Annotated in this window: 15 protein-coding genes; 13 read left to right on the forward strand and 2 right to left on the reverse strand. The window is 57.6% G+C overall.

All coding sequences use genetic code 11. From position 1 onward, the window contains the following. Window positions 1-138: 138 nt before the first annotated feature. The 8 genes from E4T21_RS03630 (at window position 139) to E4T21_RS03665 (ending at window position 8,184) form a co-directional block, all read left to right on the forward strand. A complete protein-coding gene (locus E4T21_RS03630) occupies window positions 139-2,604 on the forward strand; it encodes an LPS-assembly protein LptD (RefSeq protein WP_149283591.1) in 2,466 nt (821 codons plus the stop codon). Window positions 2,605-2,665: 61 nt separating this feature from the next. Next, the gene (locus tag E4T21_RS03635) at window positions 2,666-3,304 is read left to right on the forward strand and encodes a SurA N-terminal domain-containing protein (protein ID WP_149283593.1); all 639 of its coding nucleotides are present in this window, start codon (window positions 2,666-2,668) and stop codon (window positions 3,302-3,304) included. Between the two features lie 16 nt (window positions 3,305-3,320). After that, complete coding sequence (pdxA, locus tag E4T21_RS03640; protein ID WP_149283595.1) at window positions 3,321-4,352, forward strand: 4-hydroxythreonine-4-phosphate dehydrogenase PdxA; 1,032 nt, start codon at window positions 3,321-3,323, stop codon at window positions 4,350-4,352. A 74-nt stretch (window positions 4,353-4,426) separates the two neighbouring features. After that, complete coding sequence (rsmA, locus tag E4T21_RS03645) at window positions 4,427-5,305, forward strand: 16S rRNA (adenine(1518)-N(6)/adenine(1519)-N(6))-dimethyltransferase RsmA (protein WP_149283597.1); 879 nt, start codon at window positions 4,427-4,429, stop codon at window positions 5,303-5,305. Beyond that, entirely contained in the window at window positions 5,302-5,691 is a 390-nt protein-coding gene (apaG, locus tag E4T21_RS03650) for a Co2+/Mg2+ efflux protein ApaG (protein WP_149283599.1), read from the forward strand. The genes rsmA and apaG overlap by 4 nt, the downstream gene beginning before the upstream one ends. Window positions 5,692-5,821: 130 nt before the next feature. Further along, window positions 5,822-6,634: a symmetrical bis(5'-nucleosyl)-tetraphosphatase gene (locus E4T21_RS03655; protein WP_149283601.1), complete on the forward strand. Its 813-nt coding sequence runs from the start codon at window positions 5,822-5,824 to the stop codon at window positions 6,632-6,634. A 105-nt stretch (window positions 6,635-6,739) separates the two neighbouring features. Beyond that, window positions 6,740-7,069, forward strand: a complete 330-nt coding sequence (gene glpE / locus E4T21_RS03660; RefSeq protein ID WP_149283603.1) for a thiosulfate sulfurtransferase GlpE — start codon at window positions 6,740-6,742, stop codon at window positions 7,067-7,069. A 2-nt stretch (window positions 7,070-7,071) separates the two neighbouring features. After that, window positions 7,072-8,184 (forward strand): tRNA nucleotidyltransferase/poly(A) polymerase-related protein, encoded by a 1,113-nt coding sequence (locus E4T21_RS03665; protein ID WP_149283605.1) that lies wholly within the window; start codon window positions 7,072-7,074, stop codon window positions 8,182-8,184. Window positions 8,185-8,235: 51 nt separating this feature from the next. Here the strand turns inward: E4T21_RS03665 and plsY are convergent, their stop codons facing one another. Further along, the gene (gene plsY, locus E4T21_RS03670) at window positions 8,236-8,823 is read right to left on the reverse strand and encodes a glycerol-3-phosphate 1-O-acyltransferase PlsY (RefSeq protein ID WP_149283607.1); all 588 of its coding nucleotides are present in this window, start codon (window positions 8,821-8,823) and stop codon (window positions 8,236-8,238) included. 83 nt (window positions 8,824-8,906) lie between these two features. Between plsY and folB the strand changes: the two genes are divergently transcribed. Beyond that, window positions 8,907-9,272: a dihydroneopterin aldolase gene (gene folB / locus E4T21_RS03675; protein WP_149283609.1), complete on the forward strand. Its 366-nt coding sequence runs from the start codon at window positions 8,907-8,909 to the stop codon at window positions 9,270-9,272. Then, on the forward strand, window positions 9,272-9,793 hold the full coding sequence (gene folK / locus E4T21_RS03680; protein ID WP_149283611.1) for a 2-amino-4-hydroxy-6-hydroxymethyldihydropteridine diphosphokinase: 522 nt from the start codon (window positions 9,272-9,274) through the stop codon (window positions 9,791-9,793). The genes folB and folK overlap by 1 nt, the downstream gene beginning before the upstream one ends. Before the next feature lie 44 nt (window positions 9,794-9,837). On the opposite strand, the gene tsaD is transcribed toward folK, so the two are convergent. Next, a complete protein-coding gene (gene tsaD / locus E4T21_RS03685; protein WP_149283613.1) occupies window positions 9,838-10,944 on the reverse strand; it encodes a tRNA (adenosine(37)-N6)-threonylcarbamoyltransferase complex transferase subunit TsaD in 1,107 nt (368 codons plus the stop codon). A 324-nt stretch (window positions 10,945-11,268) separates the two neighbouring features. Here tsaD and rpsU point away from each other — a divergent pair, with 324 nt between their 5' ends. The 3 genes from rpsU to rpoD all read left to right on the forward strand — a co-directional run bounded on the left by rpsU (window position 11,269) and on the right by rpoD (window position 15,621). After that, entirely contained in the window at window positions 11,269-11,484 is a 216-nt protein-coding gene (gene rpsU, locus E4T21_RS03690; RefSeq protein ID WP_013333229.1) for a 30S ribosomal protein S21, read from the forward strand. A 235-nt stretch (window positions 11,485-11,719) separates the two neighbouring features. Continuing rightward, window positions 11,720-13,579, forward strand: coding sequence for a DNA primase (gene dnaG / locus E4T21_RS03695; protein ID WP_149283615.1), 1,860 nt, complete (start codon window positions 11,720-11,722; stop codon window positions 13,577-13,579). A 197-nt stretch (window positions 13,580-13,776) separates the two neighbouring features. Beyond that, on the forward strand, window positions 13,777-15,621 hold the full coding sequence (gene rpoD, locus E4T21_RS03700; protein ID WP_149283617.1) for an RNA polymerase sigma factor RpoD: 1,845 nt from the start codon (window positions 13,777-13,779) through the stop codon (window positions 15,619-15,621). Window positions 15,622-15,729: the final 108 nt, after the last annotated feature.

Consider the following 15,729-nt stretch of genomic DNA (forward strand, 5'->3'; position numbering starts at 1 on the left):
AACTCATTGACTGTTGTAGCGCCGGATATAGAGCATCAATCAGGCACATCGCCACTTCGCGTTTTGGCGGACTTGGGCGTTACAGGTCATTCTGGGTCTGTATAATACCGATTCACCCCGTCGAGGACAGCGCGCACTATGGCGAAGCGATATGCATGGACGGCTCTGGCTGGCCTCGCCACCTCCAGCCTGATCAACGCCCCACTGATGGCGGCGCCACCGGATTCCCTGGCGGCCAGTCAACTTGACTGGCAGCCCTGGGGTGATGATCGTCCGCGTGGAGAAGTCTGCCGGGGCTATTATGTTCAACCCGAATATCGCCTGGAAAAGCCGGCTATAGAGGGTCAGGTCAGCTCTGAATCCGATGAAGCCAATTATGACAACAAAGGCGACACGGTGCTTCAGGGCGGCGTCGTGTTGCGCAAGGGCGATACGCAGCTTGAAGCGCCCCATGTACAGGTGCCTCCCGAGCGGGATGTAGCCAATATCGAAGGTCCCTTGACACTGCGTGACCAGAGCTTGCTGGTTCGCGGCGATAGTGCTCAGGTATCGTTGAAGACGGATCAGGCCAATGTGGATACTGCCCATTATGTTGCCCATGATTCGCATCTGCGTGGCGACGCCATTCGTCTTGAGCGTGTCTCGGAAAATGTATTCCGGCTGAACGAAGCCAGTTTCACCACCTGTGACCCCGGCGACAGTACATGGCGATTGGTCGGTAATGACATTCTGCTGGATCGAATGAAAGGTTATGGCATCGCCAAGCACGCTCGCCTCGAACTTGGCAACGTACCTGTGTTCTATTGGCCTTGGGTGCGATTCCCCATCGATGAACGACGTCAGACCGGCCTGCTGTGGCCACTGGTTCAGTTTTCCGATGGTGGACTGGATTACGAGCAGCCCATCTACCTGAACCTGGCACCCAACTACGATGCCACTGTCAGCCCGCGCTGGATTCAGGACAGCGGCTTCATGCTGGGAGGTGAGTTCCGCTATCTGCTGCCCAATAGCCGCGGCACCGTGGAAGGCGCGTACCTGGCCGATGACGAGAGTGCCGGTGATGACGATTCCAACTCCGAGCTGGAGCATGGTGACGACCGCTGGTACTTCGACTATAGCCATGTCGGCAAGATCAATCCGCAGGTACCGTACAAGCTGCGCTATGGCGCTGCCAGCGATGGCAGCTATTTCGATGACTTCGGCAAGACCTTTGGTGAGTCCTCGACCAATAAAATGTCGCGCCTGGCCCAAATTGATTACCTGGGTGACACCTGGAAGTTGCAGGCCAAGGCTCAGGGCTACCAGAAACTGGATGATCCTCTCAACGAGAAGGACAAGCCGTTCTACCGCTTGCCTAGCCTGACGGCGAAAGCTCGCTGGGATCAGGACAGTGGTCTCTATCAAGAGTGGTATTCCAATGCGACGTATTTCTGGCGTGACATCGAAGGTGATGAAAATGGCTTTTATGACTTCGATGGCAGGGAGCGCCGCATCCCTATACGGGAAGCAGCCAACGGTAGTCGCCTGACGCTGGCGCCTGCACTTGGCTATCGTCTCGACCCCTCCTGGGGCTTCTTCGAGCCGCGGGTGGAGATGCGCTATCTGCAATACGATCTCGACTATGAGGATCGAATCACAGACCGCTCCGATGACCCGAGTATTGCGGTGCCGGTCAGCACGATCGATGCTGGTTTGATTTTTGAACGCGACCTCAAGGTCGGTAGCGATGACTATCGCCAGACCCTGGAGCCGCGTTTGAATTATGCCTATATCCCAGCCAGGGATCAGAGCGAGTTCCCGGATTTCGATACCAACGAGAAGTCCTTCTCCTGGGGGCAGCTGTGGTCGCCTTATCGTTTCTCCGGTGGTGACCGTGTCGGTGACCTTAACCGTCTGTCCTATGGTGTGGAAAGTCGTTTCCTGGAAGACGAAAGTGGCCGTGAACGCTTGTCGCTTGGGGTTGGTCAGTCAGCCTACTTCGAGGATCGCAACATTGACATGAACGGCGATCCCGATACCCTGCCGCGTGATGAGGACTCTTTCGACTACTACGATGCCACGCGAGACCGTTCTGCCTGGGTAACCAAACTTGACTGGACCATCAACGACAACTGGCGGACCCGCTGGCAGTGGCTCTACGACGATCATCTGGATCGCACCGAGAGCACGGGCGTCGGCATGCAGTACCGCGCTGATGCGGGCCATGTGGTGAACCTGGGCTACCGCTGGCAGATCGAAGGTTTCAGCAAGGAAGATGATGCTGAGGACAACCGCAACTACAACACCGAGGAGATCGATGTGTCGTTCGCCTACAAGGCGACCAACAACATCGATCTGATCGGTCGACTGCTGTACGACAACACCAATGACCGCGCTCTGGATCAGATGGCGGGTGTGCAGTGGAACGACTGCTGCTATGGTGTGCAGCTGGTGTGGCGCGAGTGGATTGATGATGAGGACACTGCCAATAACATCGAAGATGACAGCACGGATCGGGGCGTTTTCCTGCGCTTCGTGCTCAAGGGGCTTGGTGGCGTTGGTGGCGAAGCTGATAGCTACTTTGAGTCTGCGGTACCGGGCTACCGCAATGTTTCACTGAACTGATACCCCCTTGCCGGGTCTTGATTACTGTATATAACTACTGCCGTACAGAGGATGCATCACTATGCGTAGCCGACATCTTGCCACCTGGGTGCTGGCCACCTGCCTTGGCCTTACTTCCATGGTGGCCATGGCGCAGGACGGCTATCGCCAGCCGCTCGATAGAATTGTCGCTGTGGTCAATGAAGATGCCATCATGGCTTCTGACCTGGAAAGCCGTGTGGCTCAGGCCAAGGCCCGACTCAATACTGGCAATGTGGCCATGCCGCCGGAACAGGCTCTGCGCTCTCAGGTGCTGGACCGCATGATCGTTGAAGAGATCGAAGCCCAGCGTGCCGAGAAGCTGGATCTCAGTGTCGATGAGACAGAACTCAACCGTCAGGTGCGTGCAGTGGCGAGCCAGAATGGCATGACGCTTGACCAGTTTGCCGATGCCGTGGAAGCCGATGGTCTGACGCTGGCAGATGTGCGTGAACAGATCCGCCGTGAGATGTTGATCATGCAGGTGCAGCAAGCGGAAGTGGCTAGCCGGGTCAACATTACCGAAGCCGAAGTCGACGGCTTCATGCAACAGAACCCGGGAGCTACCCGTGACCAGGCGCGCCAGGCCATCTTCCAGAGCAAGGCTGGGGATGAGATGGACAAGTGGGTCCAGCAAATCCAGGGTGAGGCGTTCATCGATAACCGCCTGAATCAGAATTGATGGGCACGCCTGATTGATGGGTATGCCTCTCGTCATCACTTGTGGAGAACCCGCTGGCATCGGACCGGAACTGGTGCTGATGCTGGCTGCTCGTCAGGCCATCTCTTGGGTAGCCATTGCCGATTCGCAGCTCATGCATGAGCGTGCTCGGGCAATAGGTGTCGATGTCGATATCGTCGCCTTGGCACCTGGAGATCCCATCCCAGAACCTCGCGTTGGTCGCTTGCCACTATGGCCTGTAGCATTGCGACGTCCCTGTTGCCCGGGTGTTCTGGATGCCGCGAATGCCGCTTATGTGCTCGAAACCCTGGACCTGGCCGTGAAAGCCTGCCTTGACGGGCATGCAGCGGCCATGGTCACAGCGCCGCTGCATAAAGGGGTGATTCGTGATGCTGGCTTTGCTGACTTCACCGGGCATACGGAGTATCTGCGTGATGCCTGTGGTGTAGACGACGTTGTGATGATGCTGGCCACCGACAATGCCTTGCATGGCCGCTTGGCAGGGCAGCCCCTGCCGCTGCGAGTGGCACTGGCAACCACACACCTGCCATTGTCTGATGTCGCCGCTGCCCTGACCCAGGAGAGCCTGGAGCGTGTTCTGCGTATTCTGGCGGCGGACCTGACACGCTGGTTCGGTATTCGCTCTCCACGCATTGCCGTGTGTGGCCTCAACCCACATGCCGGCGAAGGCGGGCATCTGGGGCGTGAAGAGATTGAGGTGATCTCTCCTGTGCTCGAGCGCTTGCGGGGTGAGGGCTTGATGCTGGATGGCCCGCTTCCTGCCGATACGCTCTTCACCCCACGTCACCTGGATGATGTTGATGCCGTGCTGGCCATGTACCATGACCAGGGGCTGCCAGTACTCAAGTATTCGGGGTTTGGCAGTGCTGCTAACATCACCCTAGGCCTGCCACTGGTACGTACTTCAGTGGATCATGGTACAGCGCTGGACCTTGCCGGTCGTGGCGTTGCCGATCCGGGTAGTCTTGCCGTCGCAATCGCCGTAGCTGCAGACATGGTCGTGCACCAGGCTGCTGGCCGGGCATGATTCTCGTCGAGCCCAGGTAGTTTTCGTCCTGCTTCCGCTATTGGTATCGTGGGACATCAGAAAGGAAAAACAGTATGGCTTCCCGCCCCATGGCGCATCGGGCCCGTAAGCGTTTCGGCCAGAACTTCTTGCGCGATCCAGGCATTATTTCTCGTATTGTGCGTTCCATCGGCGCTCGTCCGCAGGACCGTGTGGTCGAAATCGGCCCGGGTCAAGGCGCCTTGACCGAACCTTTGCTGGCGGACACCAACGGCCGTCTCGAAGTCATTGAGCTGGATCGTGACCTGATTCCCGGGCTGCGCGTGCAGTTCTTTCAGTATCCTGACTTTGTCATTCACGAAGGTGATGCACTGAAGATGGACTTCGTCGCATTGCGCGACGATGGCCAGCCACTGCGTGTAGTAGGCAACTTGCCCTACAACATCTCCACGCCATTGATCTCGCATCTGCTTGAAGCCGGTGATGCGGTTCAGGATATGACCTTCATGCTGCAGAAGGAGGTCGTCGATCGCTTGGCAGCTCCTCCCGGAGGCGGGGAGCGTGGCCGTCTGTCCGTGCTGGCCCAGTATTTCTGTGAGGTGGAGTCGTTGTTCGTGGTGCCTCCGGAGGCTTTCGTACCACGCCCCAAGGTGGACTCTGCCATCGTGCGGCTTACGCCACACAAGGAAAAAACCTGTGTGGCCAAGGATGAGAAACTGCTGTTCGAGGTGGTCCGAGAAGCATTCGCTCAGCGCCGCAAGACGCTACGTAACAACCTCAAGGGGCGCATCACCGGGGAGCACCTGAGCGAGCTGGGCATTGATCCTGGCCGTCGTCCTCAGACCCTGAGCGTGGAGGAGTTCGTGGTCATCGCCAACGCGATACATGGCAACGCGGCCGCTAGTGGTACTAGTTCAGATCGTGGCGAAAAGACAGGCTATGGCACAGACGCAGAAGGTGGAGAGAACGCATGAGTACGGGAGAGCCAGCGCTGGACATACGTGTTGATGTGCAGCATACCTGGCGCGAGGATGAATCGTCTCCGCTGGAAAACCGTTATGTGTTCAGCTACACGGTGACCGTACATAACCATTCGCCAAATAGCATTCAGATAATGGCGCGGTACTGGAAAATCACCCAATCCAGTGGGCAGGTACAGGAAGTGCGGGGCAAGGGGGTCGTTGGCAAACAGCCCATGATTGCTCCCGGACAGACCTTCCGTTACACCAGCCGAGCTATTCTCGATGGGCCTGTGGGGTTTATGGCAGGGGCTTATACCTGCGTCGACACGGTTAGCCAGCGACCTTTTGAAGTTCCCGTCGATGTGTTTCGTCTGGCCACGCCCAATCAGGTTCACTAGACGCACAAAGGCCATTCCTGTTGGCCTGCATCTGGCTGCTGTCATCAACGGGCTGTCATCGAATCGCTTTTGGCTTTTGTTGAAGTGGGTCTTTGCACTTTGAAGTGTCCTTGGTTCTCTGGAGTTTTTCATGCCTACTTATGCCGTTGGCGACCTGCAGGGGTGTCATGAAGAGTTTGTGGCACTGCTGGATAAGCTGAGCTTCGATCCGCGTCGCGACTGCTTGTGGCTGGCTGGAGACCTGGTCAACCGCGGTCCTGGGTCTCTGGCCTGCTTGCGGGAAGTCAGAGCGTTGGGTGATGCTGCTCAGGTGGTGCTGGGAAATCACGACCTGCATCTTTTGGCTGTGGCCAGAGGTGGGGCTGATGTCAAACGCAAGGATACGCTGCACGACATTCTTGCTGCGCCGGATAGAGAAGCGTTGCTCGACTGGTTGCAGTCCTGTCCATTGCTGCTGCGTGACGGTGACACCCTGATGACCCATGCCGGTATTCCTCCCCAGTGGGGCATGGCGGAGGCAGAAGCACTGGCGACAGAGCTGACTGGGTGCTTGCGCAGTGAATCAGCGGGTACTTTCCTGCAGCAGATGTACGGCAACAAGCCGAGACGTTACCGGCCTGGTCTGCATGGCATCGAGCGCCTGCGAGCCATCGTCAATACCTTGACCCGGATGCGCTTCATCGATGCACAAGGGCATCTGGATTTTTCCGCCAAGGAAGGCCTGGACAGTGCCCCCGAAGGCTTCGCTCCATGGTTCCAATATTCCCGCAACGACGACCCTTGGTTGCTGTTTGGCCACTGGGCGGCACTATGTGGCACAACCCCTGGAAGCAAGGTCAGGGCGGAAGCCCTGGATACTGGCTGTGTGTGGGGCGGATGTCTGACGGCTCTCAATCTGGACAGCGGTGAGCGCATCAGCGTACCTAGTCTTCAACGGACCTAGCCATCAACGTATCTAGTCTTCAATCTGCGTGACGCAGCTCTCGTTTCCTCATTCTTGTATCTACAATCCGCTTATCATTTCTCTGACTCTCCTGACGGAGGTTGCATGCATCATCCCAGCTTTCAACACTTGGATACTGGTACGTTAGAACGTTGGCTGGACGAAAGCGTCGAACTGACCCTGGTGGATATTCGTGATCCACAGAGCTTCGCTCAGGGACATATACCAGGCAGTCGCCACCTGGATAACGACAGTATTCCGGCTCTGCTCGAAGAAGCACCCAAGGAACGTCCTATGGTCGTGGTCTGCTATCACGGCAATTCCAGTCAACAGGCCGCTGCCTGGTTGTCTGCTCAGGGCTATGCCGATGTTTATAGTCTGGACGGTGGCTTTGTGGGCTGGCAGCAACTGCTGCCAAGCCGCGTCGAGGTCTGAGCATGGCCAAGGACCCTTGTGCCGGACTTGATGTCTATCGTGTTGGCGGAGCGGTACGCGATGCGCACCTGGGCTGGCCAGTAAAGGACACGGACTGGGTCGTGGTGGGGGCGACTCCGGAAGAGATGCGTCAACGGGGCTTTCGCCCGGTGGGCCGTGATTTTCCGGTGTTTCTTCACCCGCAGACTCAAGAGGAATATGCCCTGGCGAGAACGGAGCGCAAATCCGGCCATGGCTATACCGGCTTTGTCGTCTATGCCAGTCCCGATGTGACGCTGGAGGAAGACCTGGTTCGGCGTGACTTGACCATCAATGCCATGGCCGAATCGATGGATGGCACACTGGTGGATCCTTTCGGTGGCATGGTGGATCTTGAAGCTCGCATCCTGCGCCATGTCAGTCCTGCCTTTGTGGAAGACCCACTGCGTGTCCTGCGTACTGCTCGCTTTCTCGCCCGCTACGCAGGCCTGGGCTTCTCTGTCGCTGCGTCTACCATGACACTGATGAGTGAGCTTGCCGAGAGTGGCGAGCTCTCTCATCTGGTTGCTGAACGAGTCTGGGCGGAAACGGAACGGGCGCTGTCGGAGCCTTGCCCTGAGCAGTACTTCCGGACCCTGGATAGTTGTGGTGCCCTCAAGGTGTTGATGCCTGAGTTGTATGAGCACGAGGGGCTGGAGCCAAGACTGAAACGGATGCATGCGTTGCCGGAGGCCTTGAAGGATGTAGCGTCATGGCGCTGGGGCAGGTTGCTCGAAACATTGAGCGAATCACAGCGTGCCGATCTGGGGCAGCGCCTGAGAATGCCTCGGGCATATCGAGAGCTCATTGAGCAACTGGCATATACACGGCAACTGGCCAATGGTGGAGCTGACACCGCGCAGTCGATCATGACGTGGATGGAAAGTGTCGATGCCTGGCGGCGTGGTGAACGGGTCGGTCCCTTGCTGTCGGTTCTGGCGCTCGACCACCCTGAGCTTTCGGCATCCGTGGGTGCTGCATGGCAAGCCGCATCAAGCCTGGCGCCGCGCGAATTGGTGGAAGAAGGGTTTAGCGGCAGCGAGCTGGGGCGTGAACTGGCCCGGCGCAGACTCGCAGCCATCTCTCGTTCGCTATAGTTTTCTTTCGTTCACTATAGTTCTCTCCCGGATGAGAAGGGAGGCTCGGGTCTATAGCTTTGGCTCTTTCCCTTGATGCAGGCGGTGGATGTTAAGGGCATGGCGAACCAGTACAAGCAGGGCGAATATCAGCACAACCCAGGCAAAATCCGGGGATAGCCACAGGCTGACCAGCGGCGCCAGAGTGGCGCTGGCCAGGGAGGCGATTGCTGCGGTATGAATGCGCCAGGCCAGCAGTGCCCATATGGCGGCACAGATCAATGCGACGCCAGGCGTCAACAGGAGCATGACACCAAAGGCACTGGCTACCGCCTTTCCACCGCGGAACCGATACCAGGCGGGGTAACAGTGGCCAAGCAATACACCGAGACCAATCAGGCCTAGCCCCCAGGGTGGGAGCTGCATGATCATTCCCAGGATCAGGACTGGCCAACCTTTGGTGGCGTCGATGATCAGCGTTGCGAGGGCCAGTTGCACGCCATACTGACGTAGTACATTGGAAAAACCTGGGTTGCAGGAGCCTGTGACGCGAGGGTCGGGAAGTCGGGCAAGGCGACATACCGTCATGGCTCCCAGCCAGGTGCCACTCAGATAGCCCAGTGCTGCCAATGGCAGGGTGACGTGTAACTGTAGTCCCATGTGCTGTCTTCCCTCTCCTTGCTCGCGTACAATCGGCGCCTGATTTCACGCACTACCATCAGATTTCATTCGGGAACCCCGCGATGGACAAGGTATTGATCGAAGCTCTTGAAGTAGACACGGTAATTGGTGTCTACGAATGGGAGCGCACTATCACCCAGACACTGTCGCTGGATTTGCTGTTGGCGACCGACATTCGTGCTGCTGCAGAAGATGATGACCTGTCCAAGACCCTGGACTACGATGCCATCAGCCGACGCATTGGCACCTTCGCCAAGGAAAACGACTTCGAGCTGGTCGAGACGTTTGCCGAACGTCTGGCTGCCATGCTGCGTGATGAATTCTCCATTCCTTGGCTACGTATGACTATTCGTAAACCTGGTGCCGTACCCAATGCCCGAGCTGTCGGTGTCATGATCGAACGGGGCTCCCTGGTGGAGGTGGGTTGATGGCTTTGGTCACGCTCAGTCTTGGCAGCAACATCGAACGCGACCAGCATATTCGAGCCTGTCTCGATGCCTTGGCTGAGACTTTCGGGGAACTGATGGTATCCCGAGTCTTCGAAAGTGAGCCAGTGGGGTTCGAGGATGGCCGCAATTTCTACAACCTGATCGTCGCTTTCAATAGCGAGTGGCAGGTTGCGCAATTGCAGACATGGTGCAAGACGCTAGAGTCTCATCATGGTCGGCGCAAGGACAGCCCCAAGTTCAGTCCGCGTACATTGGACGTGGATATCCTCACGGTGGGAGAGCTGGTGGGGACTCATGATGGGGTGACACTACCCCGTGAAGAAATCCTGCGTCACGCCTTTGTACTATGGCCTCTGGCTGAAATCCTGCCAGACTTGCGTCATCCCGTCGACGGGAGTAGATACCAGGCGTTGTGGGCTGAATTTGACGATCCTGACCAAGTGCTATGGCCGATCGATTTCGAATGGCAGGGGCACAAGCTGCCCATCAAGCCCGACTGATGCCGCAAGCGCCGGCATCAGGGCTCTTGACTCATGATCCAGTATCAGCCTTTCGATGATTCCTGATCTTTGGGCGGTTCCTGACCCTTCGGTGATTCCTGACCTTTTGGTGATGCCTGACCTTTTGGTGATGCCAAGGTGTCCATTGGCCAGCGTGGTACAGCTTTCATCTGTCCGACCTCGTCGCGTTCTCCTGCAGCCAGGCGCTGAGCTCCGGCATACGCGATCATGGCGCCGTTATCGGTGCAGAAGCGACCTCGGGGATAGAACACGCGAGCACCTTGTTTGCGGCTTTGCTCGTCGAGTCGAGTACGCAAGCGCACATTGGCACTGACTCCACCTGCCACTACCAAACGCTTGAGCCCGGTCTGCTCCAGCGCTCGACGGCATTTTATCGCCAGGGTGTCGGCTACCGCTTCTTCAAAGGCTCGGGCGATATCGCATCTGGCCTGATCATCAAGCTCATGGCGTCGCTCGAATTCGCGAATGGTGGTCAGTGTGTGTGTCTTGAGGCCTGAAAAGCTGAAATCCAGGCCTGGGCGGTCTGTCATTGGGCGAGGGAAACGCAAGCGTTTTGGGTCGCCGTTTTCGGCCAGGGCCGCGACTCTTGGGCCACCGGGATAATCAAGGTCGAGCATCTTGGCGACCTTGTCGAAAGCCTCGCCGGCGGCATCGTCCACGGATTCTCCGAGCAGCGTGTAGCAGCCAATACCATCCACTCGTACCAGTTGGGTGTGGCCGCCTGAAACCAGAAGGGCGACAAAGGGGAAGGCCGGAGGCTCGTCTTCCAGCATGGGGGCCAGAAGGTGGCCTTCCATATGGTGAATACCAAGTACATGAATACCGAGTGCGCGGGCCATGCCGTGCGCCGTGCTGGCGCCAACCATCAGGGCTCCCACCAGGCCAGGACCTGCGGTGTAGGCAATGGCATCGATATCGTGGCGGCTCATATTGGCCTGATCCAGAACCTCATCAATCAGTGGCAGCAGGCGTCGGGTATGATCGCGCGAAGCCAGTTCCGGCACTACGCCGCCATAATCCGCATGCATTGCCACCTGGCTATGCAAAGTGTCAGCCAGCAGGCCATGCTCAGTGTCGTAGATAGCGACACCGGTTTCATCGCAGGAGGTTTCGATGCCTAATACGCGCATAGGGATTGGACTCGGTAAACAGAGCAGACTTGTCCAGGGATTGTTTCCTCGGGGAGGAGGGCGTTTCGGACAAGCTCGGACGCCAGAAAGTGCAATATTCTACGCTTTTTCCGTGACTGACTGAACCATTCTGGAGGCAAAGGATTTGCATAGTCCCGGTTCGGCGACTAAAATGCTGTGCGCTGTAAGACTGGGTCGTGCATCCAGGGCTCAGAAGACCAACGACACGGCAGGGTGTATAAGCCGATGCTACGGTTGTTGGAGGTTGGCCTTGAAGGTGTACGTACAAACCGAACTCAAGTTACCCAAGGTGGTGAGTGCTTAATGCCTTCTGTCAAAGTACGTGATAACGAGCCGTTTGACGTCGCTCTGCGTCGCTTCAAGCGTTCCTGTGAAAAAGCCGGCGTTCTGTCCGAAGTTCGTCGTCGTGAGCAGTACGAGAAGCCGACTGCCGAGCGCAAGCGCAAGGCTGCTGCCGCTGTAAAGCGTCACGCCAAGAAGCTCCAGCGTGAGCGTAAGCGTTTCGAACGTCTCTATTGATCCGTACTTGAGTCGGGGACATTTCGATGTCCGCGATTCAGGAGGACGCCAGGGAAACCTGTCTAAAATTTATTTAGCGTTTCCCCAAGCGGCCGCCATCCGGTGGCCGCTTGTTTTTTCCGTCTTTCGCTTCCCTGCTGGAAGGGTGGGTGCCGGACCGACGTTCTTCTCGGGTTGATGCTCTTCATGGAGCCATACGTTTCTTCGGAGTCATGCTCTATTTTTGGAGTCATACATGGCCGGTCAGATTCCTCAGCGCTTCATCGATGATCTTCTGGCTCGTGTCGATGTCGTCGAGGTGGTGGGTGAGCGTGTCAAGCTGAAGAAAGCGGGGCGCAATCACTCAGGGCTATGTCCCTTTCATCAGGAAAAGAGTCCTTCATTCACTGTAAGTGCTGACAAGCAGTTCTATCACTGCTTCGGTTGCGGTGCTCATGGTAATGCTCTGCGCTTCCTGATGGAGTATGACAAGCTGCGCTTTCCCGAGGCGGTCGAGCAGTTGGCTGCTCGCGTCGGTATGGAAATACCGCGGGAAGGCCGTGATGACCCTCAGGCCCAGGCTCGGGAGAAAAAGCGCAAGGAAGGCGTCAACCTGCTGGAAATGTCGGCCAGCTTCTTCCGTGAACGGCTGAAAATGCCTGAAGGGCAGGGGGCTAGAGAATATCTGGAGCGTCGCGGGCTCTCGCTGGAAGTTCAGCGGACGTTCGGCATTGGATACGCTCCGGGGCAGTGGGATGCATTGAAGCAGCATCTCGGCGGTCAAGGTGTTGCCGAAGGCTTGCAGGTAGAGTACGGCCTGCTGGTGCAGCACGAGGACAGCGGCCGCACCTATGACCGTTTTCGTGACCGGGTGGTCTTTCCGATTCGCGATATACGCGGCCGAACTCTGGGATTTGGCGGCCGAGTGCTGGGTGATGCCAAGCCCAAGTATCTCAATTCTCCCGAGACTCCTGTGTTTCACAAGGGGCGGGAGTTGTACGGTCTGTATGAGGCGCGTCAGGCCAATCATCGGCTCGAGCGCTTGCTGATCGTTGAAGGTTACATGGATGTGGTGGCATTGGCTCAGTTCGGCATCGTCAATGCGGTGGCGACCCTGGGAACCGCTACTACCGAAGATCACCTGCAGCGCCTGTTTCGTCTGGTGGGTGAAGTCGTATTCTGCTTCGATGGCGACAAGGCGGGGCGTCAGGCGGCGGCCAGAGCCCTGGAGACGGTGCTGCCGCAGATGATTGACGGCCGTCAGGCGCGTTTCCTGTTTCTCCCCGAGGGGGAGGATCCGGACACCCTGGTGCGCAAGGAGGGAGCCAAGGCCTTCGAGGATCGTATCACTTGTGCCAGCCCGCTGTCGGAGTTCCTCTTCGATCAGGCTGCCCAGGGACGTGATCTGGCTCGTGTTGAAGATCGCGAGCGTTATGCCAGCCAGGTGCTTGCCGCTATCGAAAGGCTTCCGCAAGGCGTGCTCAAGTCACTGATGCTGACGGAACTATCGCGTCGCACCGGAGTCGATGAATCACGCTTCGAGGCGTTGATGGCGAGCCATCAGCGCCAGCCAGAAGCTATGACGGGTGTTGATGCTGCACCGGCAGAAGAAGGGCTTGTTTTCGAGGAGCCCATATCGGGCGGCGGCGAAGGCGTAGCTCCGTCAGGCATGTCGCGCGGCAAGCGCCAAGGGGCTGGGCTGGGGTTGATGGCTCGAGCCTTGCAGTTGCTTGTGCATGAGCCACGCTTGTTTGAGAGCCTGCCCGAGGACGATGGCTGGTGTATGGGCGATGATGATGACAGTCGCTTGTGTCGCGAAGTCATTGGGTTGCTCAGGGCCGGAGGCTATGCCAGTGCACAAGTGTTGTTGATGCACTTCCATGGCAGCCAGGACGGTGAGCGCCTGGCTGCGCTGGCACGACGGGAACTGTTGATTCCTGTTGCCGCCCGGAGAGCAGAGTTGGAAGGCCTGGTGGAATACTTCCGTCGCCGCCAGCGCCAACGCTCTCCGGAAGAGGAGTTGGATGCGCTATTGGCCAAGGATCGTGCCGGCGAGCGCCTTGGTCGCGAGGAACGTGAGCGACTGATGGCTCTGTTGACGGAAGTCAGGGGTTGAATTATTGCCCCGCACCACCATCTAAAGAATATTCGTTGGGAATAGGTGCAACCCGACAAACTAACACACCTGGATGATAGAGCAAACACATTTCGCTGGCAGAGATAGGGCCCTAAGCGCTATACTGTTCTGCTTATCGAGTTTTTTCTCCTCAGTGCTTCAGGTGCTTCATTCTTCTTCGTCGAGATAGGGTTTCTATGGCTGGAAATGCGCAGCAGCAGTCACGTCTGAAGGAGTTGATCGCGCGCGGCAAGGAACAGGGTTACCTGACCTATGCCGAGGTCAACGACCACCTTCCCGAAGATATTGCCGATCCAGATCAGGTCGAAGATATCATCGGCATGATCAATGACATGGGTATCAGCGTTGTCGAAGAGGCTCCCGATGAAGATACCCTGATGATGTCGGACCATTCAACCGACGAATCCGCTGCCGAGGAGGCCGTGGCAGCACTGGCAGCAGTAGAGAGTGACGTGGGCCGCACCACCGACCCGGTACGCATGTACATGCGTGAGATGGGAACGGTGGAACTGCTGACCCGCGAAGGCGAGATCGAGATTGCCAAACGTATCGAGGAAGGTACCCGCGAGGTGATGTCCGCGCTGGCCTACCTGCCTGGAGCGGTAGAGTCCATCCTCGATGCCTATGATGCGACTCAGGATGAAGAAGCACCTGGCCGTCTGTCTGACCTGTTCTCCGGTTTCATCGACCCCGACGAGGGAATTCCTGGTGTGGCCGAGGCTGATCTCCCCGAGGAAAGCGAGACTGCCTCCGTGGACGATGATAGCGATGACGACGACGATGCCGCCGAAGAAGATGACGCTGGTGGTGGCCCCGATCCGGAAGAGGCTCGCGCCCGTTTTGAGCAGATTCGTGAGCAGATGGCGGCTGTAAGCTCCATCATCGAATCCAAGGGGCGTGGGTCTGCCGAGGCCCAGGAAGAGCTGGCGCGTCTGGCCGAGCTGTTTTCCCCGATCAAGCTGGTACCCAAGCATTTCGAGCGTCTGGTGGGGCAGGTGCGCATCAGCGTTGAGCAGGTTCGTGCTCAGGAAAAGACGGTGATGCAGCTGCTGGTCAAGAAGGCCAAGGTCCCGCGCAAGACCTTCATCAAGGTCTTTCCTGGTAATGAGTCCCGGCTTGACTGGCTGGATGACTTCATCGCCGCCAATGCCCGTTATGCTGAGGGGCTGGAGGAGTTGCGCGCGGACGTCCAGCGTGCCCAGCGCAAGATCGCCTTCGAAGAGGAGATGGTCTGCCTGCCGGTCAGCGAGATCAAGGAAGTCAACCGTCGACTGTCGATTGGTGAAGCCAAGGCTCGTCGGGCCAAGAAGGAGATGGTCGAGGCCAACCTGCGCCTGGTAATCTCCATTGCCAAGAAGTACACCAACCGTGGCCTGCAGTTCCTGGACCTGATTCAGGAAGGCAACATCGGTCTGATGAAGGCAGTCGACAAGTTCGAATACCGTCGTGGCTACAAGTTCTCGACCTATGCCACCTGGTGGATTCGTCAGGCGATCACTCGCTCCATTGCTGACCAGGCGCGTACCATTCGTATTCCGGTACACATGATCGAGACGATCAACAAGCTCAACCGCGTTTCCCGTCAGATGCTGCAGGAAATGGGGCGTGAGCCGACTCCGGAAGAGTTGGGTGAGCGTCTGGAAATGCCGGAAGACAAGGTGCGGAAAGTACTCAAGATTGCCAAGGAACCGATCTCCATGGAGACGCCCATTGGTGATGATGACGACTCGCACCTGGGTGACTTCATCGAGGACGCTACCATGATCCTGCCGATCGACTCGGCGACGGGCGAGGGGCTGGTCGAAGCGACCCGCAACGTTCTAGGTGGCCTGACCGCACGTGAAGCCAAGGTGTTGCGCATGCGCTTCGGTATTGACATGAATACCGATCACACCCTGGAAGAGGTCGGCAAGCAGTTTGACGTTACTCGTGAGCGTATCCGCCAGATCGAAGCCAAGGCGTTGCGTAAACTGCGTCATCCAACACGTTCAGAGCCGCTGCGGTCTTTCCTCGACGAATGATCGTACGTCGAGGGCGATGCTGAAAGCACGCTGCTGAAAATGACAATGCCCGTGGATCTCTCCACGGGCATTGTCGTATCGGGTTGCTGATTCTTTGCCAACTCGTTC

Origin of the sequence: Halomonas binhaiensis (genome assembly GCF_008329985.2) — a bacterium.
GTDB classification, from domain to species: domain Bacteria; phylum Pseudomonadota; class Gammaproteobacteria; order Pseudomonadales; family Halomonadaceae; genus Halomonas; species Halomonas binhaiensis.